This window comes from Nitrogeniibacter mangrovi, from assembly GCF_010983895.1.
In the GTDB taxonomy this organism is placed as follows: domain Bacteria; phylum Pseudomonadota; class Gammaproteobacteria; order Burkholderiales; family Rhodocyclaceae; genus Nitrogeniibacter; species Nitrogeniibacter mangrovi.
The window spans coordinates 1,867,925-1,888,229 of the sequence record NZ_CP048836.1; the positions used below are offsets into that span (position 1 = coordinate 1,867,925).

At 63.8% G+C, this 20,305-nt stretch carries 21 protein-coding genes and 1 tRNA gene; 18 read left to right on the plus strand and 4 right to left on the minus strand.

Going from position 1 to position 20,305, the window contains the following annotated elements:
• Nucleotides 1-152: 152 nt before the first annotated feature.
• From G3580_RS08540 to G3580_RS08555, 4 genes are all read right to left on the minus strand, one after another.
• The gene (locus G3580_RS08540; protein ID WP_173764852.1) at nucleotides 153-857 is read right to left on the minus strand and encodes a glutathione binding-like protein; all 705 of its coding nucleotides are present in this window, start codon (nucleotides 855-857) and stop codon (nucleotides 153-155) included.
• 58 nt (nucleotides 858-915) lie between these two features.
• Complete coding sequence (locus G3580_RS08545; RefSeq protein ID WP_323848004.1) at nucleotides 916-2,088, minus strand: class I SAM-dependent methyltransferase; 1,173 nt, start codon at nucleotides 2,086-2,088, stop codon at nucleotides 916-918.
• 66 nt (nucleotides 2,089-2,154) lie between these two features.
• Nucleotides 2,155-3,384, minus strand: coding sequence for a polyhydroxyalkanoate depolymerase (locus tag G3580_RS08550; RefSeq protein ID WP_173764853.1), 1,230 nt, complete (start codon nucleotides 3,382-3,384; stop codon nucleotides 2,155-2,157).
• 271 nt (nucleotides 3,385-3,655) lie between these two features.
• Nucleotides 3,656-3,865 carry a cold-shock protein gene (locus G3580_RS08555; RefSeq protein WP_173764854.1) on the minus strand — a complete coding sequence of 70 codons (210 nt, stop codon included), beginning with the start codon at nucleotides 3,863-3,865 and terminating at the stop codon, nucleotides 3,656-3,658.
• Nucleotides 3,866-4,134: 269 nt separating this feature from the next.
• Between G3580_RS08555 and ylqF the strand changes: the two genes are divergently transcribed.
• From ylqF to nuoL, 18 genes are all read left to right on the plus strand, one after another.
• Nucleotides 4,135-5,049, plus strand: coding sequence for a ribosome biogenesis GTPase YlqF (gene ylqF / locus G3580_RS08560; RefSeq protein WP_173764855.1), 915 nt, complete (start codon nucleotides 4,135-4,137; stop codon nucleotides 5,047-5,049).
• Nucleotides 5,049-5,873 carry a dihydropteroate synthase gene (gene folP, locus G3580_RS08565; protein ID WP_173768706.1) on the plus strand — a complete coding sequence of 275 codons (825 nt, stop codon included), beginning with the start codon at nucleotides 5,049-5,051 and terminating at the stop codon, nucleotides 5,871-5,873. Before ylqF ends, folP begins: the two co-directional genes overlap by 1 nt.
• Before the next feature lie 91 nt (nucleotides 5,874-5,964).
• Nucleotides 5,965-7,326 carry a phosphoglucosamine mutase gene (gene glmM, locus G3580_RS08570; RefSeq protein ID WP_173764856.1) on the plus strand — a complete coding sequence of 454 codons (1,362 nt, stop codon included), beginning with the start codon at nucleotides 5,965-5,967 and terminating at the stop codon, nucleotides 7,324-7,326.
• Between the two features lie 91 nt (nucleotides 7,327-7,417).
• Nucleotides 7,418-8,167, plus strand: a complete 750-nt coding sequence (gene tpiA, locus G3580_RS08575; RefSeq protein WP_173764857.1) for a triose-phosphate isomerase — start codon at nucleotides 7,418-7,420, stop codon at nucleotides 8,165-8,167.
• A gap of 36 nt (nucleotides 8,168-8,203) precedes the next feature.
• On the plus strand, nucleotides 8,204-8,566 hold the full coding sequence (gene secG / locus G3580_RS08580) for a preprotein translocase subunit SecG (RefSeq protein WP_173764858.1): 363 nt from the start codon (nucleotides 8,204-8,206) through the stop codon (nucleotides 8,564-8,566).
• 65 nt (nucleotides 8,567-8,631) lie between these two features.
• Nucleotides 8,632-8,718, plus strand: a tRNA-Leu gene (locus G3580_RS08585).
• Nucleotides 8,719-8,787: 69 nt separating this feature from the next.
• Nucleotides 8,788-9,162, plus strand: coding sequence for an NADH-quinone oxidoreductase subunit A (locus tag G3580_RS08590; RefSeq protein WP_173764859.1), 375 nt, complete (start codon nucleotides 8,788-8,790; stop codon nucleotides 9,160-9,162).
• 46 nt (nucleotides 9,163-9,208) lie between these two features.
• Nucleotides 9,209-9,685 carry a NuoB/complex I 20 kDa subunit family protein gene (locus G3580_RS08595; RefSeq protein WP_173764860.1) on the plus strand — a complete coding sequence of 159 codons (477 nt, stop codon included), beginning with the start codon at nucleotides 9,209-9,211 and terminating at the stop codon, nucleotides 9,683-9,685.
• Nucleotides 9,686-9,699: 14 nt separating this feature from the next.
• Nucleotides 9,700-10,305: an NADH-quinone oxidoreductase subunit C gene (locus G3580_RS08600; protein WP_173764861.1), complete on the plus strand. Its 606-nt coding sequence runs from the start codon at nucleotides 9,700-9,702 to the stop codon at nucleotides 10,303-10,305.
• Complete coding sequence (locus tag G3580_RS08605) at nucleotides 10,298-11,551, plus strand: NADH-quinone oxidoreductase subunit D (RefSeq protein WP_267313329.1); 1,254 nt, start codon at nucleotides 10,298-10,300, stop codon at nucleotides 11,549-11,551. The genes G3580_RS08600 and G3580_RS08605 overlap by 8 nt, the downstream gene beginning before the upstream one ends.
• A 41-nt stretch (nucleotides 11,552-11,592) precedes the next feature.
• Nucleotides 11,593-12,072 carry an NADH-quinone oxidoreductase subunit NuoE gene (nuoE, locus tag G3580_RS08610; protein ID WP_173764863.1) on the plus strand — a complete coding sequence of 160 codons (480 nt, stop codon included), beginning with the start codon at nucleotides 11,593-11,595 and terminating at the stop codon, nucleotides 12,070-12,072.
• Nucleotides 12,069-13,388, plus strand: coding sequence for an NADH-quinone oxidoreductase subunit NuoF (gene nuoF, locus G3580_RS08615; RefSeq protein WP_173764864.1), 1,320 nt, complete (start codon nucleotides 12,069-12,071; stop codon nucleotides 13,386-13,388). Before nuoE ends, nuoF begins: the two co-directional genes overlap by 4 nt.
• Nucleotides 13,382-15,724, plus strand: coding sequence for an NADH-quinone oxidoreductase subunit NuoG (nuoG, locus tag G3580_RS08620; RefSeq protein WP_173764865.1), 2,343 nt, complete (start codon nucleotides 13,382-13,384; stop codon nucleotides 15,722-15,724). The genes nuoF and nuoG overlap by 7 nt, the downstream gene beginning before the upstream one ends.
• A complete protein-coding gene (gene nuoH / locus G3580_RS08625; RefSeq protein ID WP_173764866.1) occupies nucleotides 15,724-16,773 on the plus strand; it encodes an NADH-quinone oxidoreductase subunit NuoH in 1,050 nt (349 codons plus the stop codon). Before nuoG ends, nuoH begins: the two co-directional genes overlap by 1 nt.
• A gap of 10 nt (nucleotides 16,774-16,783) precedes the next feature.
• A complete protein-coding gene (gene nuoI / locus G3580_RS08630) occupies nucleotides 16,784-17,269 on the plus strand; it encodes an NADH-quinone oxidoreductase subunit NuoI (protein WP_173764867.1) in 486 nt (161 codons plus the stop codon).
• Between the two features lie 39 nt (nucleotides 17,270-17,308).
• Nucleotides 17,309-17,911, plus strand: a complete 603-nt coding sequence (locus G3580_RS08635) for an NADH-quinone oxidoreductase subunit J (RefSeq protein ID WP_173764868.1) — start codon at nucleotides 17,309-17,311, stop codon at nucleotides 17,909-17,911.
• 31 nt (nucleotides 17,912-17,942) lie between these two features.
• Entirely contained in the window at nucleotides 17,943-18,248 is a 306-nt protein-coding gene (gene nuoK, locus G3580_RS08640; RefSeq protein ID WP_173764869.1) for an NADH-quinone oxidoreductase subunit NuoK, read from the plus strand.
• Nucleotides 18,249-18,260: 12 nt separating this feature from the next.
• Nucleotides 18,261-20,285 carry an NADH-quinone oxidoreductase subunit L gene (gene nuoL, locus G3580_RS08645; RefSeq protein WP_173764870.1) on the plus strand — a complete coding sequence of 675 codons (2,025 nt, stop codon included), beginning with the start codon at nucleotides 18,261-18,263 and terminating at the stop codon, nucleotides 20,283-20,285.
• Nucleotides 20,286-20,305: the final 20 nt, after the last annotated feature.

Below are 20,305 nucleotides of genomic sequence, written 5' to 3' on the forward strand. Positions count from 1 at the left end.
GGTGCACGCACGCCTTGCGCGCGAGGGCACGCATGCGAGCATCTTAAGGGAAATATCAGCGCGTGATAATGCACTCCGACACGGATGACACCGCTGCGCATGCGACGAACGGATGATCCGTAAGGATTGCTGCGGCGGTCCGCCGCAGCCGCTCAGCGCGAGTCGACGGTCCGGGCGTCCTGGCCGAACATGATGCGCTTGGCGTCCTCATCCATCACCGGCGCCCGATTCACCGTCTCGGCAAGCGCGTAGGCGCGCTTCGTGGCCGGGCGCTCGGCGATCGCCTCGAACCAGCGCTTGAGGTGGGGGAAGTCGGCCAGATCCTGCTGTTGGCGTTCGTACGGCACGATCCAGGGATAGCAGGCCATGTCGGCGATGCTGTAGTCGGCGCCGGCGACGAAGGCGCGGTCGGCGAGGCGCTTGTTGAGCACGGCGTAGAGGCGCGCGGTTTCCTTCACGTAGCGCTCCATCGCGTAGGCGATGCGCTCGGGCGCGTACTGGACGAAGTGGTGGTTCTGCCCGGCCATGGGGCCCAGCCCGCCCATCTGCCAGAACAGCCACTGCAGCACCTCGGTGCGGCCGCGTAGATCGGCCGGAATGAACTGGCCGGTCTTGTCCGCCAGGTAGAGCAGGATGGCACCCGACTCGAAGACCGAGATCGGCGCGCCGCCGTCGGCAGGGGCCGGGTCGACGATGGCGGGGATGCGGTTGTTCGGCGCGATGGCGAGAAACTCGGGGGCGAACTGCTCGCCCTTGCCGATGTTGACCGGGTGCAGGCGGTAGGGCAGGCCGGTTTCTTCGAGGAACAGGGTGACCTTGTGGCCGTTCGGCGTCGTCCAGTAGTAGAGGTCGATCATGGGGGCTCCGCTGTCGAAAGGGTTCAGGTTCGATCGGGCGCGCGGGCCGAGGTTCCGCTCACGCCGCAGTCGCGAGGGCCGAGAAGCTGGCCGGCAGCATCAGCGTCTGCAGGCTGCGCTGGGTGAACAGGTAGCGCCCGTCGACCCGGAAACCGAGGGCTTCCCAGGGCACGGCCGTGTTGAGCAGGCTCACGGCGTGGGCCAGATCCATGGCCGGGTCGCGCGCAAACAGCGCCAGGATGGCGCCGTCGAAGGCGGTGGCCGGGTGGAGGAAGAAGGGAGCGTCGCGTCGGGTGCGGGCGTTCACGTAGATGCGGGGCGCATCGGTCGCCGGATAGTGCCGTCCCCAGGTCCACCAGTTGGATTCGTCGAAGGGTTTGATGCGCCGGGCCAGCAGGGTGGTTTTGTGGGGATCCAGCGCCGGGTGGCGCAGGTTGTAGAGCATGCGCCGGGTGTGGCCGCTGTCGATGGTCTTCGAATGGACGAAGTCCACATTGCCCTCGGGATGCTCGAACAGGCGGTCGGCGCCGGACACGGCACCCACCTTGACGGTGAACAGGGAGGCGAGCGGGACGCTCATGGGTTCCGGCGCGAAGGCGAGCTGGCCGTCCATCTCGACGAATTCGCGCGTCGACCACGCCGCCTCGTCGAGGGTGCGCAGCAGCGTGCGGCGGCTGAAGTTGCCACGTTCGAAGCGGAAGATGGCGCAGTTGGGCACCGCGCCGTCGAAGATGCGGGTGTCGCCGGTCTCGATCCAGTGGGTGATGGTGCCGCACTCGAACAGCCAGCGGTTGAGCTTGCGTGCCGCGGTGAGCTTGATGAACTCGCGCGGGACGATGAAGATCAGCTCGCCGCCCACGTCGAGGTGGCGGATGGCCTTCTCGATGAAGAACAGGAACAGGTTGCTGCGCCCGTCGAAGTGGGTCATGTCCAGCCGCGCCCGTGTGGCCGGCGGAATGTCCTGGAAGCGCACGTAGGGCGGATTGCCGATCACGGTGTCGAAGCGTTCGCTGGCCGGGTAGGCGAAGAAGTCCTCGACGCGCATGTGCGCGCGCGCGACGCGCGGGTCGAACTCGATGGCCACGCAGCCGGGCAGCCGCTCGCTGAAGGCGCCGGCACCGGCGGAGGGTTCGAGGATGCGGCCGTGATTCGCCCGCAGGCCGAGCATGAGCTCGACGATGGCGGGCGGGGTGAAGACCTGACCGAGATTGGCGATGTCGCGTTGGTTCAAGCGTGTACGGCGGTGGCGGGCAGGCGCCACGTTAACCCAAGGCGCCCGCCCGCGGCAATCACCGGATCATCCGTCGGCCCGGTGAGCCTCGAGGAAGTCACGCAGTTGCGGGTAGATCTGCTCGCGCCAGCGGCGCCCGCTGAAGATGCCGTAGTGGCCGACCCTGGGCACCAGCAGGTTGTGGTGCTGCGCGGCGGGGATGTTGCGGCACAGCTCGTGGACGGCCTCGGTCTGGCCCGGAGCGCAGATGTCATCGAGTTCGCCTTCGATGCTCATCAAGGCGGTTGCGGTGATGGCCCCCGGATCGACGCGCTCGCCATGCACGCGCAGCTCGCCCTCGGGCAGCTTGTGGTGCAGGAACACGTTGTCCAGCGTCTCCAGGTAGAAGGCGGCGTCCAGGTCCATGACCGCGTTGTACTCGTCGTAGAAACGCCGGTGCGCGTCGGCCGAGTCGTCGTCGCCCTCGATGAGGTGGTTGTAGAAGTCCACATGGGCCTTCAGGTGGCGGTCCGGATTCATGGCCACGAAGCCGGAATGCTGCAGGAAGCCAGGATAGACGCGGCGCATGAAGCCCGGGTACTTGGTCGGTACCCGGGTGATGAGGCGGGTCTCGAACCAGCGCAGGCTGTGCGACTTGGCGAACGCGTTGACCGAGGTGGGGCTGACGCGGGTGTCGATCGGCCCGCCCATGAGCACCATGGTGGCCGGCCTGTCCGGCTCCCCGGCGGCGGCCATGAGGGCGATGGCCGCCAGCACCGGCACCGTCGGCTGGCACACCGCCACTACATGGACGCCATGACCCAGGTGACGGATGAACTCCTGCACATGGGTGACATAGTCGTCGAAGTGGAAGGTGCCATGGGCCATGGAGACCAGCCGGGGATCGATCCAGTCGGTCACGAAGACCTCGAAGTCCTCCACCAGCTTGCGCGCGGTGTCGCGCAGCAAGGTGGCATGGTGGCCCGACATGGGCGCCACCAGCAGCACCCGTTGCGCGTCCTCGGGAAGGCCGTCGCGGCGCAGGCGCACCAGTTTGCAGAACGGGGTCTCGAAGGCCGTGTTCTCCGCAAGCGCGTGGTCGACGCCGTTCACCGTGACCGACTCGATGCCCCATGCGGGTTTGTCGTAGGTGCGGACCGCGCGCGCCAGTAGCTCGGAGCCGGCGGCGATGCGCTCACTGCCGGGTGCATACGACAGGGGGCTGAACGGATTGGCAAACAGACTGCGGCTCGAGGCGGCCATGAGCCCGATCGGCGCCATCATGGCCTTTTTCATTTCGTGGATGTCGTACAGCATGAGTGTTCTCCGGGGGAGGTACAGGCATGCCGTCATGCGCGGCATGTTCGGATGCCGGCGCTTCGGGGCGCCGGTCAATCGGCAGAACGGCCGAATCGGACCGTTCGGTAGCGTATGGTGGCCTGTTTTGTGCACCGCGTAAAGCGCGTGCCTGGCGTGTCCGGCCGTGTCCGAAGGTCCGGCGCGGAAGTGCCCGGTGAAAGGCGAGCTGCGGGGGGTGAACAAAAAAACGCGGCCGAAGCCGCGTTTTTTCCGGAAAGTCCCGGAAAGATTACAGGGGGCGGATCGCCGCTGCCTGCAGGCCTTTCGGGCCGGTCCGGACTTCAAACTCGACGCGCTGGTTTTCAGCCAGCGAGCGGAAGCCCTTGCCCTGGATTTCGCTGAAATGGGCGAACAGGTCGTCACCACCTTCGTCCGGGGTGATGAAGCCGAAGCCTTTGGAATCATTGAACCATTTCACGGTGCCAGTTTGAGTGCTCATTTACGGTGTTCCATTCAAAAACAAAATACTGGGCTGATGCCCACCTGCAGGGAAATCAAGAATCGAAACAGGGGATTTTCAACGAGGGCGGTCGAACCAGACACCGCGAAGAGAGACCAACTGGACAAAGCTTGATATCGCTGCATCGCCAAGATACACGTTTTTACTCCGCTGTCTACCGCTTTTTTGGCGTCATGTCGTTGTCACATTCCCGCAAGCGGAAGCCAAGATGGGATAATCGCTCGCCAGATTCAGCGTAAAGGGTGTGCATGACGATCCAGTGGTTTCCCGGACACATGAACTCGGCGCGGCGCAAGGCTGCGGAGACCATGGCGAACATCGATGTGGTCATCGAGGTGGTCGACGCTCGTCTGCCGGCAGCCAGCAGCAATCCGATGATCGACGAGCTGCGCCGTCAGCGTCAGCGCCCGTGTCTGAAGGTGCTCAACAAATCCGATCTGGCCGATCCGGAGGCCACGCGGGCCTGGCTCGATCATTTCAACGCCCGGCCGGGCATCAAGGCCGTGCCCAACTGCTGCCGCAAGCCCGGTGACGTGGCCCGGATCCCCAAGCTGTGCCAGCAACTGGCGCCGCATCGCAATGACGGCACCAAGCCCCTGCGGATGATGATCATGGGTATCCCCAACGTGGGCAAGTCCACGCTCATGAATGCCTTGCTCAAGCGCAAGGTGGCCAAGGTCGGCGACGAGCCGGCGGTGACCAAGAGCCAGCAGCGGCTCGACATCAGCCCGACCATGACGCTGACCGACACGCCGGGCCTGTTGTGGCCGAAGATCGAGCATGAACTGGATGGGTTCATGCTCGCGGCCAGCCATGCGGTGGGCGTCAATGCGGTGTCTGAGGAGGCGGTGGCGTTTGCGTTGGGCGACATTCTGCTGGCGCGTTACCCGCAACTGCTCGCGACCCGCTACCGGCTCGATCCGGCCGGACTCGACGGCGTGGCGCTGGTCGAGGCTGTCGGTCGCAAACGGGGCTGTCTGGGCAAGGGCGGGGTGCTCGACATGGAAAAGGCGGCCTTGATCCTGCTGGGCGACTATCGCAGTGGCGTGCTGGGGGCGATTTCACTCGAGACGCCGCAGTCGCGGGAGCAGATGCTGGCCGCGGAGGCGGCGCGCGCGGCCCAGGCGGCATTGGACGATGCGGCGGACGAGGGGGCGACATGATCCCGACGCTGCGCTGCGCTCGCTTCGTGTTCGACAACGCGACGCCCAGGATCATGGCGATCATCAACGTGACGCCGGATTCGTTCTCCGGTGATGGCCTGCTCAAGGCCCGCGACGCGGTGCGCCGCCGCGCCGAGGCGGCCGTCGCGGCGGGGGCGCACATGCTCGACATCGGGGGCGAGTCCACGCGGCCTGGCGCCGAGCCGGTCTCCGAGCAGGAGGAGCTGGAGCGGGTCATCCCGGTGGTCGAGGCGCTCGCCGACGGCCCGGTGGCGGTGTCCGTCGATACCCTCAAGCCCGCGGTGATGCGCGAGGCGATCCGGGCCGGGGCGTCGCTGATCAACGATATCAATGCGCTGCGCGCCGATGGCGCGGTGGCGGCGGTGGCCGATGCCGATGTGGGCGTGTGTCTGATGCACATGCAGGGCGAGCCGCGCACCATGCAGCACGAGCCGAGCTATGCCGACGTGGTGGACGAGGTGAAGGCCGCGCTCATGCGTCGGGTGGCGGCGGTCGAGGCGGCGGGGGTGGCGCCGGAGCGCATCCTGCTTGATCCGGGTTTCGGCTTCGGCAAGACCCTGGCGCACAATGTCGCGCTGTTTCGCGCGCTGCCGCAGTTCGCTGCGCGTTACCCGGTGCTGGTGGGCGTGTCGCGCAAGTCCATGCTCGGCGCGATCACCGGCCGATCGGTGGACGAGCGCGTGGTCGCCAGCGCGGTGGCCGCGGCGCTGGCCGTCCAGGCCGGTGCGAGCTGGGTGCGGGTGCACGACGTGGCCGAGACGCGAGACGCGCTGGCCACGCTCGCAGCGCTATCAAGTCGCTGACAGTGTGCGCCGTCACACAACGGATGATGCTGGATGCCGGGATAATCGCGTCCTGTCCGTTCCGACCAAGATTTTGATCAAGAGATTTGCGATGAGCAGAAAATACTTCGGCACCGATGGGGTGCGTGGCAAGGTGGGCGAGGCGCCGATTACGCCGGATTTCGTGATGCGTCTCGGCTACGCGGCCGGGGTGACTCTGGTGGCGCGTGAGAGCCTGCCGGCCGGCGAGCGCCCGGCGGTGCTGATTGGCAAGGACACGCGGATCTCGGGCTACATGCTCGAAGCGGCCCTGGAGGCCGGTTTCGCCGCCGCTGGTGTTGACGTGATGCTGGCGGGGCCGGTGCCCACGCCGGCCGTGGCCTATCTGACGCGTGCGCTGCGCCTTCAGGCGGGTGTCGTGATCTCCGCCTCCCACAATCCCTTCTACGATAACGGCATCAAGTTCTTCTCCGCCCAGGGCACCAAACTGCCCGACGCGGTCGAGCTGGAGATCGAGCGCCACCTGGACGAACCGATGGGGTGCGCGGCGCCCGACCGTGTCGGCAAGGCGCGCCGGATCGAGGATGCGGCCGGCCGCTACATCGAGTTCTGCAAGAGCAGCTTTCCCAACGAGCTCGACCTGCGCGGCATGAAGATCGTGGTCGACTGCGCCCACGGGGCGGCCTACCACATTGCGCCGTCGGTGTTCCATGAACTGGGCGCCGAGGTGGTGACGGTGGGTACCGCGCCGAACGGTTTGAACATCAACGAGGGCGTCGGGGCGACCCGCCCCGAACACCTGCGTGCCTCGGTGCTGGCCGAGCAGGCGGACATCGGCGTTGCCCTGGATGGCGATGGTGACCGCCTGATCATGGTCGACGCGGAAGGTGAGGTGTATGACGGGGATAAGCTCCTGTACGTCATCGCCACGGCCATGAACGACAACGGCCGACTGGACGGCGTCGTCGGTACGCTGATGAGCAATCTCGGTTTCGAGCACGCGGTGACGCGGCTGGGTGTTCCGTTTGCCCGTGCCAAGGTGGGCGATCGCTATGTCCTTGAAACAATGCACGAACGTGGATGGAAGATTGGTGGCGAGAACTCGGGCCACATCATCTGTCTGGACTGGCACACCACCGGCGACGGCATCGTCTCTGCGCTGCAGGTGCTGGCGGCGGTGCGCCGCCGCGGGGTGACCCTGGCCGAGGCCTGTGCCGACCTGACCTTCTACCCGCAACGGCTGATCAACGTGCGCATGCCGCGCAGCTTCGACTGGCGCGCGGACCGGGGCATCGCCGAGGCCTGCCGGGAGGTGGAAACCGCGCTCGGCGAGCGCGGGCGGGTGCTGTTGCGCCCGTCCGGCACCGAGCCGCTGCTGCGCGTCATGGTCGAGGGCCAGGCGCTGGACGACGTCGAGCGCCATGCCAACCATCTGGCGGACGTGGTGCGTGCCGCGGTCGGAGACGTGGCCTGAACCGATCGCGGTTTTCCGCGCATCGAGCGGAGCGTGTTTGCCGGCATCGTCGCACAGGGTTAAAATCGACCGATTTTTCATGTGCGGCCCTATGAGCGGACAGAACAAACTCGTTGTCGGGAACTGGAAGATGCACGGGCGGCGCCAGATGGCAGGTGCGCTGGTGCGTGACATCGCCGAGGGAATCCCGTCCGGTGTGGATGCGGCGCTGTGCGTGCCGTTTCCCTATCTGGAGATGGTCTCCGGCCTCGTCAACGGCACGGCGCTGGCGGTTGGCGCACAGGATGTGAGCGACTGCGACGATGGCGCCTTCACCGGTGAAGTCAGTGTCGGCATGCTGGCCGAGTTCGGCTGCCGCTACGTGATCGTCGGTCACTCGGAGCGACGGGCGCGCCACCAGGAATCCAGCGAACGTGTGGCCGCCAAGGCGGCGCAGGCGCTTCGTGGGGGGCTCGTTCCGATCGTGTGCGTCGGCGAGCAACTCGAAGAGCGCGAACAGGGGCGCACCCTGGATGTGATTTCGGCCCAGCTTGCACCGGTGCTGGCTCTCGGCAGTGAAGCACTGCAGGCGCTGGTCGTCGCCTACGAGCCCGTATGGGCGATCGGGACGGGGCTGTCCGCGTCGGTGGCGCAGGCCGCCGAAGTGCATGGCGCCATGCGCGCGGCGCTGCGCGAGGTCGCCGGCAGCTCGGCCGACGGCATTCGCCTGCTGTATGGCGGAAGCGTCAAGCCGGAGACGGCCGCAGATCTGTTTGATGGCGAGAATATCGACGGCGGCCTGATTGGCGGTGCGTCTTTGAAGGCGGATGATTTTCTGGCCATTTGCCAGGCCGCGATTTGATTTTTTTGGAATATTTCTCACAGGAAGTCTTTGAGCATGGGTGGTTATCTTTTTTCAATCGTGCTGACGGTGCACGTGCTGGTCGGTGTGGGCGTGATCGGCCTGGTTTTGTTGCAGCACGGTAAAGGTGCCGACGCCGGTGCTGCCTTCGGCAGCGGCGCGTCGGGCAGTCTTTTTGGCGCGTCCGGTTCGGCCAACTTCCTGAGCCGCACGACGGCGGCGCTCGCCACGGTGTTCTTCATTACCAGCCTGAGTCTGAGCTACCTTGGAAGCCGGGCGGTTTCGGCCCCTTCCAACGTGATGGAGCGTGCCGCTCCGGCGCCCGTGGATGCGGCTCCCGCGCCGGCGAAGGGGGCTTCCGGCGAGGGTGATTCGAAGCTCAACGCCATTCCCAAATAAGGTGCAAAAGAGTTTGCGCAGCGCGTCAGAAAGCGTATAATTCGCGTCGCTGTAACAAAGCACTAGCCGACGTGGTGGAATTGGTAGACACGCTGTCTTGAGGGGGCAGTGGCCTAACGGCCGTGTGAGTTCGAGTCTCACCGTCGGCACCAGAATTCAGAACGCCCGCGCCCGCGGGCGTTTCCACGCAGTAAAACCCAGGTTACACAACGGGCATATCAATGCTTGAAAATTACTTTCCCGTGCTTGTCTTCATCCTGGTGGGTCTTGCGTTCGGCGTCGCACCGATCGTGCTTGGGCGCCTGGTGGCGCCCTATCGACCCGATAGCGAAAAGGTTTCGCCGTACGAATGCGGTTTCGAGCCATTCGAAGACGCACGGATGAAATTCGACGTTCGCTATTACCTCCTCGCCATTCTCTTCATTCTCTTCGATCTCGAGATTGCCTTCCTTTTTCCCTGGGCAACGATCCTGCGCGAAATTGCGGGTAACGAGGCCATTCGGCTGTTCGGTTTCTTCGAGATGTTCGTGTTTCTCGGCATTTTGCTGGTCGGTTACATCTGGGTCTGGAAGAAGGGCGCGCTGGAGTGGGAGTGAGCGTTGTGGCGCAGCTTTGTGAATCTGAATTGCGGTAAGGGGTGACATGAGTATCGAAGGTGTCTTCAAGGAAGGTTTTGTCACCACGTCACTGGATACGGTGATCAACTGGACGCGCACTGGTTCCATGTGGCCGATGACGTTCGGGCTGGCCTGTTGTGCCGTGGAGATGATTCACGCTGGGTGTTCGCGCTACGATCTGGATCGCTTCGGCGTGGTGTTCCGTCCCAGTCCGCGTCAGTCCGACGTGATGATCGTGGCCGGCACGCTGTGCAACAAGATGGCGCCGGCGCTGCGCAAGGTGTACGACCAGATGACCGAGCCGCGCTGGGTGATCTCGATGGGCTCCTGTGCCAATGGCGGGGGCTACTATCACTACTCCTACTCGGTTGTGCGCGGTTGTGATCGCGTGGTGCCCGTGGATGTGTATGTGCCGGGCTGTCCGCCGACCGCCGAGGCGCTGCTCTACGGGATCATCCAGTTGCAGCGCAAGATTCGCCGCACCAACACGATCGCGCGCTGACCGGGGGTGACGATATGAGTGCAAAATCAGAACGGCTGGCGGCGCTGCTGAGCGAATGTTTCGGCGAACGGGCTATTTCGGTGGTCGATGATCGTAACGAAGTGACGATGGTGGTCTCGGCTGCCGACTATCACGATGTGGCGATCGAGTTGCGTGACCGTCCCGAATTTTCCTTCGAGCAACTCATCGACGTGTCCGGCCTCGATTACTCGGCCTGGGCCAATGGCGTGTGGGAGAAGGAGCGCTTCGCGGCGTCGACCCATCTGTTGTCGCTGACCCACAACTGGCGCGTTCGACTGCGCGCGTTCGCGCCCGACGATAGCTTTCCGGTGCTCGATTCGCTGTGCGACGTGTGGCCCAGTGCCAACTGGTTCGAGCGCGAAGTCTTCGATATGTACGGGATCATGTTCTCGAATCACCCGGACCTGCGCCGCATCCTGACCGACTACGGTTTTGTCGGCCATCCGTTCCGCAAGGACTTCCCCGTCTCCGGTTATGTCGAGATGCGCTACGACCCCGAGCAGGGTCGCGTCATCTATCAGCCGGTCACCATCGAGCCGCGCGAGAACGCGCCGCGCGTGGTGCGCGAAGAGAACTACGGAGATGTCGGCCATGGCTGAAATCAAGAACTACACCATCAACTTCGGCCCGCAGCATCCGTCTGCTCACGGGGTGCTGCGCCTGGTGCTCGAACTTGACGGCGAGGTTGTCGAGCGGGCCGATCCGCACATCGGTCTGCTCCACCGGGGGACCGAGAAGCTCGCCGAGACCCGTACCTGGGTGCAGTCGGTGCCGTACATGGACCGTCTCGACTACGTGTCGATGATGTGCAACGAGCATGCCTACTGCATGGCGATCGAGCGGCTGCTCGGTGTCGAGGTGCCCGAGCGGGCCCAGTACATCCGGGTCATGTTCGACGAGATCACCCGGATCCTCAATCACCTGCTCAACATCGGCACCCATGCGCTGGATATCGGCGCCATGACCATGGTGCTCTACACCTTCCGCGAGCGGGAAGATCTGATGGACGCCTACGAGGCGGTCTCGGGGGCGCGCATGCATGCGGCCTACTACCGGCCGGGTGGCGTCTATCGCGATCTGCCGGACCGGATGCCGCAGTACGAAGTGTCGAAGTGGAAGAATGCGAAGACCGTCCAGGAGCTGAACGAGAATCGCCAGGGCTCGCTTCTCGATTTCCTCGAGGACTTCACCAACCGCTTCCCCAAGTACTGCGACGACTACGAGACGCTGCTGACCGACAACCGGATCTGGAAGCAGCGGACCGTCGGGATCGGCGTAGTGACACCCGAGCAGGCCAAGGCCTGGGGCTTCACCGGTGCGATGCTGCGCGGTTCCGGCGTGGCATGGGATCTGCGCAAGAAGCAGCCCTACGAAGTCTACGACCGCATGGAATTCGATGTGCCGATCGGCAAGACCGGTGATTGCTACGACCGTTATCTCGTGCGCATGGAAGAGATGCGCCAGTCGAACCGCATCATCAAACAGTGCATCGATTGGCTGCGTAAGAATCCGGGACCGGTCATCACCAGCAACTACAAGGTGGCGCCGCCGCCGCGCGAATCCATGAAAGCCAACATGGAAGAGCTGATCCACCACTTCAAGCTATTCACCGAGGGAATGCATGTGCCCGCGGGCGAGGTGTATGCCGCAGTCGAGCATCCCAAGGGCGAGTTCGGCGTGTACGCGGTCTCCGACGGGGCCAACAAGCCGTATCGCCTGAAGCTGCGTGCGCCGGGTTTTGCGCACCTCGCGGCAATGGACGAGATTGCGCGTGGCCATCTGATCGCCGACGTGGTCGCCATCATCGGCACGATGGACGTCGTGTTCGGCGAGATCGATCGCTGACATAAACGGAATGAACGAATCAAACGGGTGTGGCCAATAAGATGCTGAGCCAGGAATCGTTGAACAAGATCGACCAGGAGGTCGCCAAGTATCCTGCGGACCAGAAGCAGTCCGCGGTGATGGGGGCCTTGCGTATTGCCCAGCAGGAAAAGGGCTGGCTGGCGAAGGAGACCATTGCCTTCGTGGCCGACTACCTGGAGATGCCCGCCATTGCGGCCTACGAGGTGGCGAGCTTCTACAACATGTACGACCTGGAGCCGGTCGGCAGGCACAAGATCACCGTGTGCACGAACCTGCCCTGTGCGCTGTCCGGGGGCGTCCATGCCGCGGACTACGTGAAGCAGAAGCTGGGGATCGATTTCAACGAGACCACCCCGGATGGCAAGTTCACCCTCAAGGAGGGCGAATGCATGGGGGCCTGTGGCGATGCCCCGGTGCTGCTTCTCAACAACCACAAGATGTGCAGCTGGATGACGACCGACAAGATCGACCAGATGCTGGCGGAGCTGGCTGAAAAATGAGCGCAAGAAACCTCATTCTCGCCGGAGTCGACGGCGACCGTACGTGGCGGCTGCAGGATTACATCAAGCGCGGTGGTTATGAAGCGCTGCGGAAGATCATCGCCGAGAAGACTCCGCCGGCCGACATCATCGCGGAGGTAAAGGCCTCGGTGCTGCGCGGGCGTGGCGGTGCCGGCTTCCCGACCGGCCTGAAGTGGAGCTTCATGCCGAACTCCTTCCCGGGCGACAAGTATCTGGCCTGCAACTCGGACGAAGGCGAACCGGGGACCTTCAAGGACCGCGACATCCTGCGCTACAACCCGCACACCGTGATCGAGGGCATGACCATCGCGGCCTATGCCATGGGGTGTTCGCGCGGCTACAACTACATTCACGGCGAAATCTTCGAGGTCTACGAACGCTTCGAGGAGGCGCTGGCCGAGGCCCGCGAGGCCGGCTTGCTGGGACAGAACATTCTCGGTTCCGATTTCAGCTTCGATTTGTTCGCGCACCACGGCTATGGCGCCTACATCTGCGGTGAGGAGACGGCGCTGCTCGAGTCCATCGAGGGCAAGAAGGGGCAGCCGCGCTTCAAGCCGCCGTTCCCCGCCAGCTATGGTCTGTACGGCAAGCCGACGACCATCAACAACACGGAAACCTTCGCCTCCGTGCCCTTCATCATGAAGGACGGCGGCGAGACCTTCCTCAATTACGGCAAGCCGAACAACGGTGGGACCAAGCTGTTTTCCATCTCGGGCCATGTGAACAAGCCGGGCAACTACGAGATCGAACTGGGCACGCCGTTCTCGGAACTGCTGGAGATGGCCGGCGGCATGCGTGGCGGTCGCAAGCTCAAGGGTGTGATTCCGGGCGGATCGTCCGCCCCGGTGGTGCCGGCCGACATCATGATGGACTGCACCATGGACTACGACTCGATCTCCAAAGCGGGATCGATGCTCGGCTCCGGCGCGGTGATCGTCATGGACGAGACCACCTGCATGGTCAAGGCGCTCGAACGACTCTCGTACTTCTACTTCGAGGAGTCCTGCGGACAGTGCACGCCGTGCCGCGAGGGCACCGGCTGGCTGTACCGCGTGGTGCACCGCATCGAGCACGGCCAGGGGCGTCCGGAAGATCTGGACCTGCTCAACAGCGTCACCACCAACATCATGGGCCGCACCATCTGCGCACTCGGCGACGCCGCCTCCATGCCGGTGCAGAGTTTCGTCAAGCACTTCGGTGACGAATTCGCGTACCACATCGAACACAAGAAGTGTCTCGTGCCGGAAGACGTCCAGTACGCAGGCAGCAACATCTACGTAGGTCCGTCATGCTAGAAATCGAGATCGACGGCAAGCTGATTGAGGTCGAAGACGGCAGCACCGTGATGGATGCGGCCACCAAGGTGGGGGCCTACATTCCTCACTTCTGCTACCACAAGAAGCTGTCCATTGCCGCCAACTGCCGCATGTGCCTGGTCCAGGTGGAGAAGGCACCCAAGCCGCTGCCGGCCTGTGCGACGCCGGTCACCGCCGGCATGAAGGTGTTCACCAAGTCCGACATGGCGGTGAAGGCGCAGAAAGGGGTGATGGAGTTCCTGCTCATCAATCACCCGCTGGATTGCCCGATCTGCGATCAGGGCGGCGAGTGCCAGCTGCAGGATCTGGCGGTCGGCTACGGGGCGAGCGGCTCGCGCTATCAGGAAGAGAAGCGCGTCGTGTTCAACAAGAACCTCGGCCCGCTGGTCTCCACCGACATGACCCGCTGCATCAACTGCACGCGCTGTGTGCGCTTCACGCAGGAGATCGCCGGTGAAATGGAGCTCGGTCAGGCTTTCCGCGGCGAACACGCCGAGATCATGCCGTTCATCGAAAAGACGGTGGATTCCGAGCTGTCGGGCAACATCATCGACCTGTGCCCGGTCGGCGCGCTGACCTCCAAGCCGTTCCGCTTTGCGGCACGGACGTGGGAGCTGTCGCGGCGCAAGTCGGTCAGCCCGCACGATTCGCTGGGCAGCAACCTGATCGTTCAGGTCAAGCACGACGAGGTCAAACGCGTCCTTCCGTTCGAGAACGAAGAGATCAACGAGTGCTGGCTGTCCGATCGTGACCGCTTCTCCTATGAAGGCTTGAACAGCGCATCGCGTCTGAAGCGCCCGATGATCCGTCAGGGCGATGAATGGCGCGAAACCGACTGGCAGGCCGCGCTCGAGTTCGTGGCCAGCAAGCTCAAGGGGATTGCGACGGCGGCAGGTGCGGACCAGATCGGTGCGCTGGCTTCTCCGGCTTCGACGCTGGAGGAACTGTTCCTGCTGCAGAAGCTCATGCGTGCCCAGGGCAGCGAGAACATCGACTCGCGCCTGCGCCAGACCGATTTTTCCGCCGATGCCCATCGTGCCGGCGCTCCGTGGCTCGGGATGCCGGTCGCCGATGTCGGCGAACTGAACCGCCTGCTGGTCGTCGGCAGCTTCCTGCGCAAGGATCATCCGCTGCTCGCGCAGCGCGTGCGCCAGGGTGCCAAACGGGGCCTCAAGGTGATGAGCATTCATCCGACCGCGGATGACTGGTTGCTGCCGGTCGCGGCGCGCATCCAGCCCAAACCGTCCGAGATGGTCGAGACGCTGGCCGGTGTGCTCAAGGCGCTGGCCGATGCGGCAGGCAAAGCGGTGTCCGGTGAAGTCACCGGCCTGATGCCCGCGCAAGTCAGCGACGAAGCCAAAGCCGTGGCGGAGCTGCTCGCGTCGGGTCAGAAGTGCGCCATCTGGCTGGGCAACTACGCCGTGCAGCATCCGCAGGCGGCTGCCTTGCAGCGCCTGGCCCAGGAAATCGCCGCGCTGACCGGAGCCCGCTTCGGGGTGATCGGCGCCGCCGCCAACAGCGTCGGCGCACATGTGGTCAATGCGCTTCCGGGGCAGGGCGGCAAGAACGCTGCGCAGATGATCGCCTCGCCGCTCAAAGCTTATGTCTTGCTCGGCATCGAGCCCTCGCTGGACTGTGCGCAGGGCGCCGGCGCGACGCAGGCCATCCAGTCCGCCGACTTCGTGGTGGCGATGACCTCGTTCGATACGCCGGAGCTGCGGGCCATCAGCCATGTGATGCTGCCGGTGTCGCCCTTTACCGAGACCTCGGGTTCCTTCGTGAATACTGAAGGTCGCGTACAGAGCTTCGTGGCAGTGTGCAAGCCGCTCGGGGATACCCGGCCGGCCTGGAAGGTGCTGCGCGTGCTCGGCAACCTGCTCGATCTCGAGGGCTTCGCTCACAACGATAGCGAGGCGGTGCGTCGCGAAGCGATCGGCGTCGATGGCAGCGTGTCGGATCGACTCGGCAACGACATTTCGGGATTGCCGTTCAGTGCAGCCACCGTCACGCCGGGGCTTGAGCGTATCGCCGAAGTGCCGATCTACGCGGGCGACGCGCTGGTCCGTCGTGCCGATGCGCTGCAAAAGAGTGCGGACGCCAAGGCGCCGACCCTGCGGGCCGCAGCGGCAACGCTTGAGAGCCTCGGCGTCAAGGAGGGTGATGGCGTGGTCGTCCAGTCCGTGACCGGGCAGGCCCGCCTGACGGCGCAGGTCGACGAGACCGTGGCGGAAGGCTGCGTCCGTGTGGCCACGGCGCATGAATCGACGGCGGCGCTGGGTGCGCCGGTGGGTGTGGTGACGGTGGAGCGCGTGTGATGGAGTCCATTCTCGAACCGATCTCGACGGCTTTCGGCCCGACCTGGCCGCTGGTGTGGACGCTGGCCAAAATCGTCGCCATCATCGCGCCGCTCATGATCTGCGTGGCTTACCTGACGTTCGCCGAGCGCAAGGTCATCGGCTGGATGCAGGTGCGTATCGGCCCTAACCGGGTGGGCCCGTGGGGTCTGCTGCAGCCGATCGCCGACGGCGTGAAGCTGCTGCTCAAGGAAATCCTGCTGCCGTCCTCGAGTAGCAAGGGCCTGTTCCTCGTCGGTCCGATCCTGGCGATCGCGCCGTCGCTGGCCGCTTGGGCGGTGGTGCCGTTCTGGGACGGTGGCGTGCTCGCGGACGTGGATGCCGGATTGCTGTTCCTGCTGGCCATCACCTCGCTCGAGGTGTACGGCGTGATCATCGCCGGCTGGGCCTCCAACTCGAAGTACCCCTTCCTCGGCAGTCTGCGCGCCGCGGCACAGATGGTGTCCTACGAGGTGTCGATGGGCTTCGCTCTGGTGTGCGTGCTCATGATCTCCTCGTCGCTGAACCTGTCGGACATCGTGCGTGCGCAAGGCACCGGGCATTTCGCGGACATGGGGCTCGGATTCCTGAGCTGGAACTGGTTGCCGCTGTTGCCGATGTTCGTGGTCTACATCATCTCCGGCATTGCCGAGACCGGCCGCGCGCCGTTCGACGTCATCGAGGGTGAATCGGAGATCGTGGCCGGGCACATGATCGAATACTCGGGCATGAGCTTCGCGCTCTTTTTCCTGGCCGAGTACGCCAACATGTGGCTGGTGTCGATCCTGACCTCGGTGCTGTTCCTCGGGGGCTGGCTGTCGCCGGTCGGGTTCCTGCCCGACGGCTTCCTGTGGCTGTTCCTGAAGTCGTCGCTGATCATTTTCATCTTCCTGTGGGCGCGCGCTACGTTCCCGCGTTTCCGCTACGACCACATCATGCGGCTGGGGTGGAAGGTGTTCATCCCGGTGACGCTGGCCTGGGTTTTTGTCGTCGCAGTGTGGATCATGTCCCCGCTGTCGATCTGGAATTAAGAGGCTCGAGATGGGAGCAAAAGATTTTCTCGGCAGCCTTCTCCTGAAGGAACTGATCAAGGGCATGGCGGTGACCGGGCGTCACCTGTTCGCCCGCAAGATCACGGTCCAGTTCCCGGAAGAGAAGACGCCGCAAAGCCCGCGTTTTCGGGGCCTGCACGCGCTGCGCCGGTATCCCAACGGTGAGGAGCGCTGCATCGCCTGCAAGCTGTGCGAAGCGATCTGCCCGGCGATGGCCATCACCATCGAATCCGATCAGCGCGACGATGGCTCGCGCCGGACGACCCGTTACGACATCGACCTGACCAAGTGCATCTTCTGCGGGTTCTGCGAGGAAGCCTGTCCGGTGGATGCGATCGTCGAAACCCGCGTGTTCGAGTATCACGGCGAACAGCGCGGCGACCTGTACTACACGAAACAGATGCTGCTGGCCGTCGGCGATCGCTACGAGGCGCAGATCGCCAAGGATCGTGAAGTCGAGGCGAAATTCAGGTAAGGCATACAGGGAGCGGGGCGCTCCCGGAGACACCCGAACATGGAATTCAAAACTGTCGTTTTCTACGTGCTGGCCGCGGTCATGGTGTTCGCCGCACTGCGCGTCATCACTGCCAGGAACCCGGTGCATGCAGCACTGTTCCTCGTCCTCGCGTTCTTCAACGCGGGCGGGATCTGGCTGATTCTCCAGGCGGAGTTTCTCGCCATCATGCTGGTGATGGTCTACGTCGGCGCGGTCATGGTGCTGTTCCTGTTCGTGGTGATGATGCTCGACATCAACGTGGACCGCTTGCGTGAAGGCTTCTGGGGCTACCTGCCGGTGGGTGCCGTGGTCGGCGCGGTGATGCTCGCCGAGATGGTGCTGGTGCTCAGCGGGCCGTATTTCGGGCTCGACAACATGCCCGAGCCGCCGATGGCCGGCGCCGGATACAGCAATACCCGTGCCCTGGGCCGAATCCTCTACACGGACTATGTCTATCCGTTCGAACTGGCTTCGCTGGTGCTGCTGGTGGCGATGATCGCCGCGGTGGCGCTGACCCTGCGCAAGCGCAAGGGGACCAAGTACGTCAATCCGTCCGACCAGATCGCCGTCAAACGCGCCGACCGGGTCGAAGTGCTCGCCATGTCGGCGGAAAAAGAATAACGAAGCGACCGGACGCTTAGGGAGTCATTCGATGCTTTCGCTTTCCCACTTTCTCATTCTGAGCGCGGTGCTGTTCGCGATCAGCGTGGTGGGCATCTTCCTGAACCGGAAGAATCTCATCGTGCTGCTCATGGCGATCGAGCTGATGCTGCTGTCGGTCAATATGAACTTCGTGGCGTTCTCCCATTACCTGGGGGATCTGGCCGGTCAGATTTTCGTGTTCTTCATCCTCACCGTGGCCGCTGCCGAGGCAGCCATCGGCCTCGCGATCCTGGTGGTGCTGTTCCGCAATCTGCGCACCATCCACGTGGATGATCTGGATAGCCTCAAGGGTTAAGGAAGCGTCTCGATGTCGGAAATGCAGAGTCTCTATCTGGTCGTACCACTCGCACCGCTGGTCGGTTCGATCGTGGCCGGGCTGTTCGGCAAGGCCATCGGGCGGACCGGCGCGCACATCGTCACCATCCTCGGGGTGGCGATCGCCTTCGTGGCGTCGTTCCTGATCTTTCAGGATGTGCGTGCGGGCAACACCTTCAACGGAACGGTCTACACCTGGGCCACCAGCGGCAACTTGACCTTCGAGGTCGGTTTCCTGATCGACCAGCTGACGGTGATGATGATGCTGGTCGTCACCTTCGTGTCGCTCATGGTGCACATCTACACCATCGGCTACATGCATGAAGATCCGGGTTACCAGCGCTTCTTCAGCTATATCTCGCTGTTCACCTTCTCCATGCTCATGCTGGTGATGTCGAACAACTTCCTGCAGCTGTTCTTCGGTTGGGAAGCGGTGGGCCTGGTGTCCTACCTGCTGATCGGCTTCTGGTACACCCGCCCGACGGCCATCTTCGCCAACATGAAGGCCTTTCTGGTCAACCGCGTGGGCGACTTCGGCTTCCTGCTCGGCATCGGGCTGATCGCCGCCTACACCGGCAGCCTCAACTACGCCGAGGTGTTTTCCCAGGCCGACATGCTCGCCGGCAAGACCATCGAGCTGTTCCCGGGGGCGCCCTGGCTGCTGATCACCGTGATCTGCATCTGCCTGTTCATCGGGGCCATGGGTAAGTCCGCGCAGGTGCCGCTGCACGTGTGGCTGCCCGACTCCATGGAAGGCCCGACGCCGATCTCCGCGCTGATCCACGCCGCGACCATGGTGACCGCCGGCATCTTCATGGTGGCCCGCATGTCGCCGCTGTTCGAGCTGTCGGAGACCGCACTGTCCTTCGTGCTCGTCATCGGCGCGACAACGGCACTGTTCATGGGTTTTCTGGGCATCATCCAGAACGACATCAAACGCGTGGTGGCCTATTCGACGCTCTCCCAGCTCGGCTACATGACCGTGGCGCTGGGCGTGTCCGCCTACTCGGCCGCCGTGTTCCACCTGATGACCCACGCGTTCTTCAAGGCGCTGCTGTTCCTCGGCGCCGGGTCGGTCATCATCGGCATGCACCACGACCAGGACATGCGCAACATGGGTGGCCTGTGGAAATACATGCCGATCACCTGGATCACCTCCCTGATCGGTTCGCTGGCGCTGATCGGCTTCCCGTTCCTGTCCGGTTTCTACTCCAAGGACTCGATCATCGAGGCGGTGCAGCTGTCCCATATCCCTGGGGCCGGTTACGCTTATTTCTGCGTCGTTGCCGGTGTGTTCGTCACCGCCTTCTACTCCTTCCGGATGTATTTCCTGGTATTCCACGGCAAGGAGCGTTTCGGTCAGGAACATCACGATCATCACGGTGACCATGAAGACGAGGAACCGTCCGACGACCATCATCACGGGCTGGCCCCGGGTGAGAAGCCGCACGAGAGTCCGTGGGTGGTGACCGTGCCCCTGATCATGCTCGCCATCCCGTCGGTGCTGATCGGCTTCTTCGCCATCAAGCCGATGCTGTTCGGCGAGTGGTTCGAGCATGCGATCCACATCAGCGAGGCGCATCCCGGCATGGAAGAGCTCGGCCGTGAGTTCCATGGTTCGGTGGCAATGGCGCTGCACGGCTTCACGACCATGCCCTTCTGGCTGGCCATGAGCGCGGTGGCACTGGCCTTCGTGTTCTACATGCTCATGCCTTCGATTCCGGCTGCGTTGATGCGGATCTTCAAGCCGCTTTACGTGCTGATGGACAACAAGTACTACTTCGACAAGTTCAACGAAGCCGTTCTTGCCGCCGGCGCGCGCCTGATCGGCAAGGGCCTGTGGAAGGGCGGGGACCAGGGTCTGATCGACGGCCTTGTCATCAACGGTACGGCCAGGACGGTCGGGATGGTCGCGCAGGTAACGCGACTGTTCCAGTCCGGTCACATCTATCAGTACGCCTTCTCGATGATCATCGGCGTGTGCATCCTGCTGTCGCTGTGGTTCAGCGTGGTATGAGCGGCGTCGTGACGGATTTC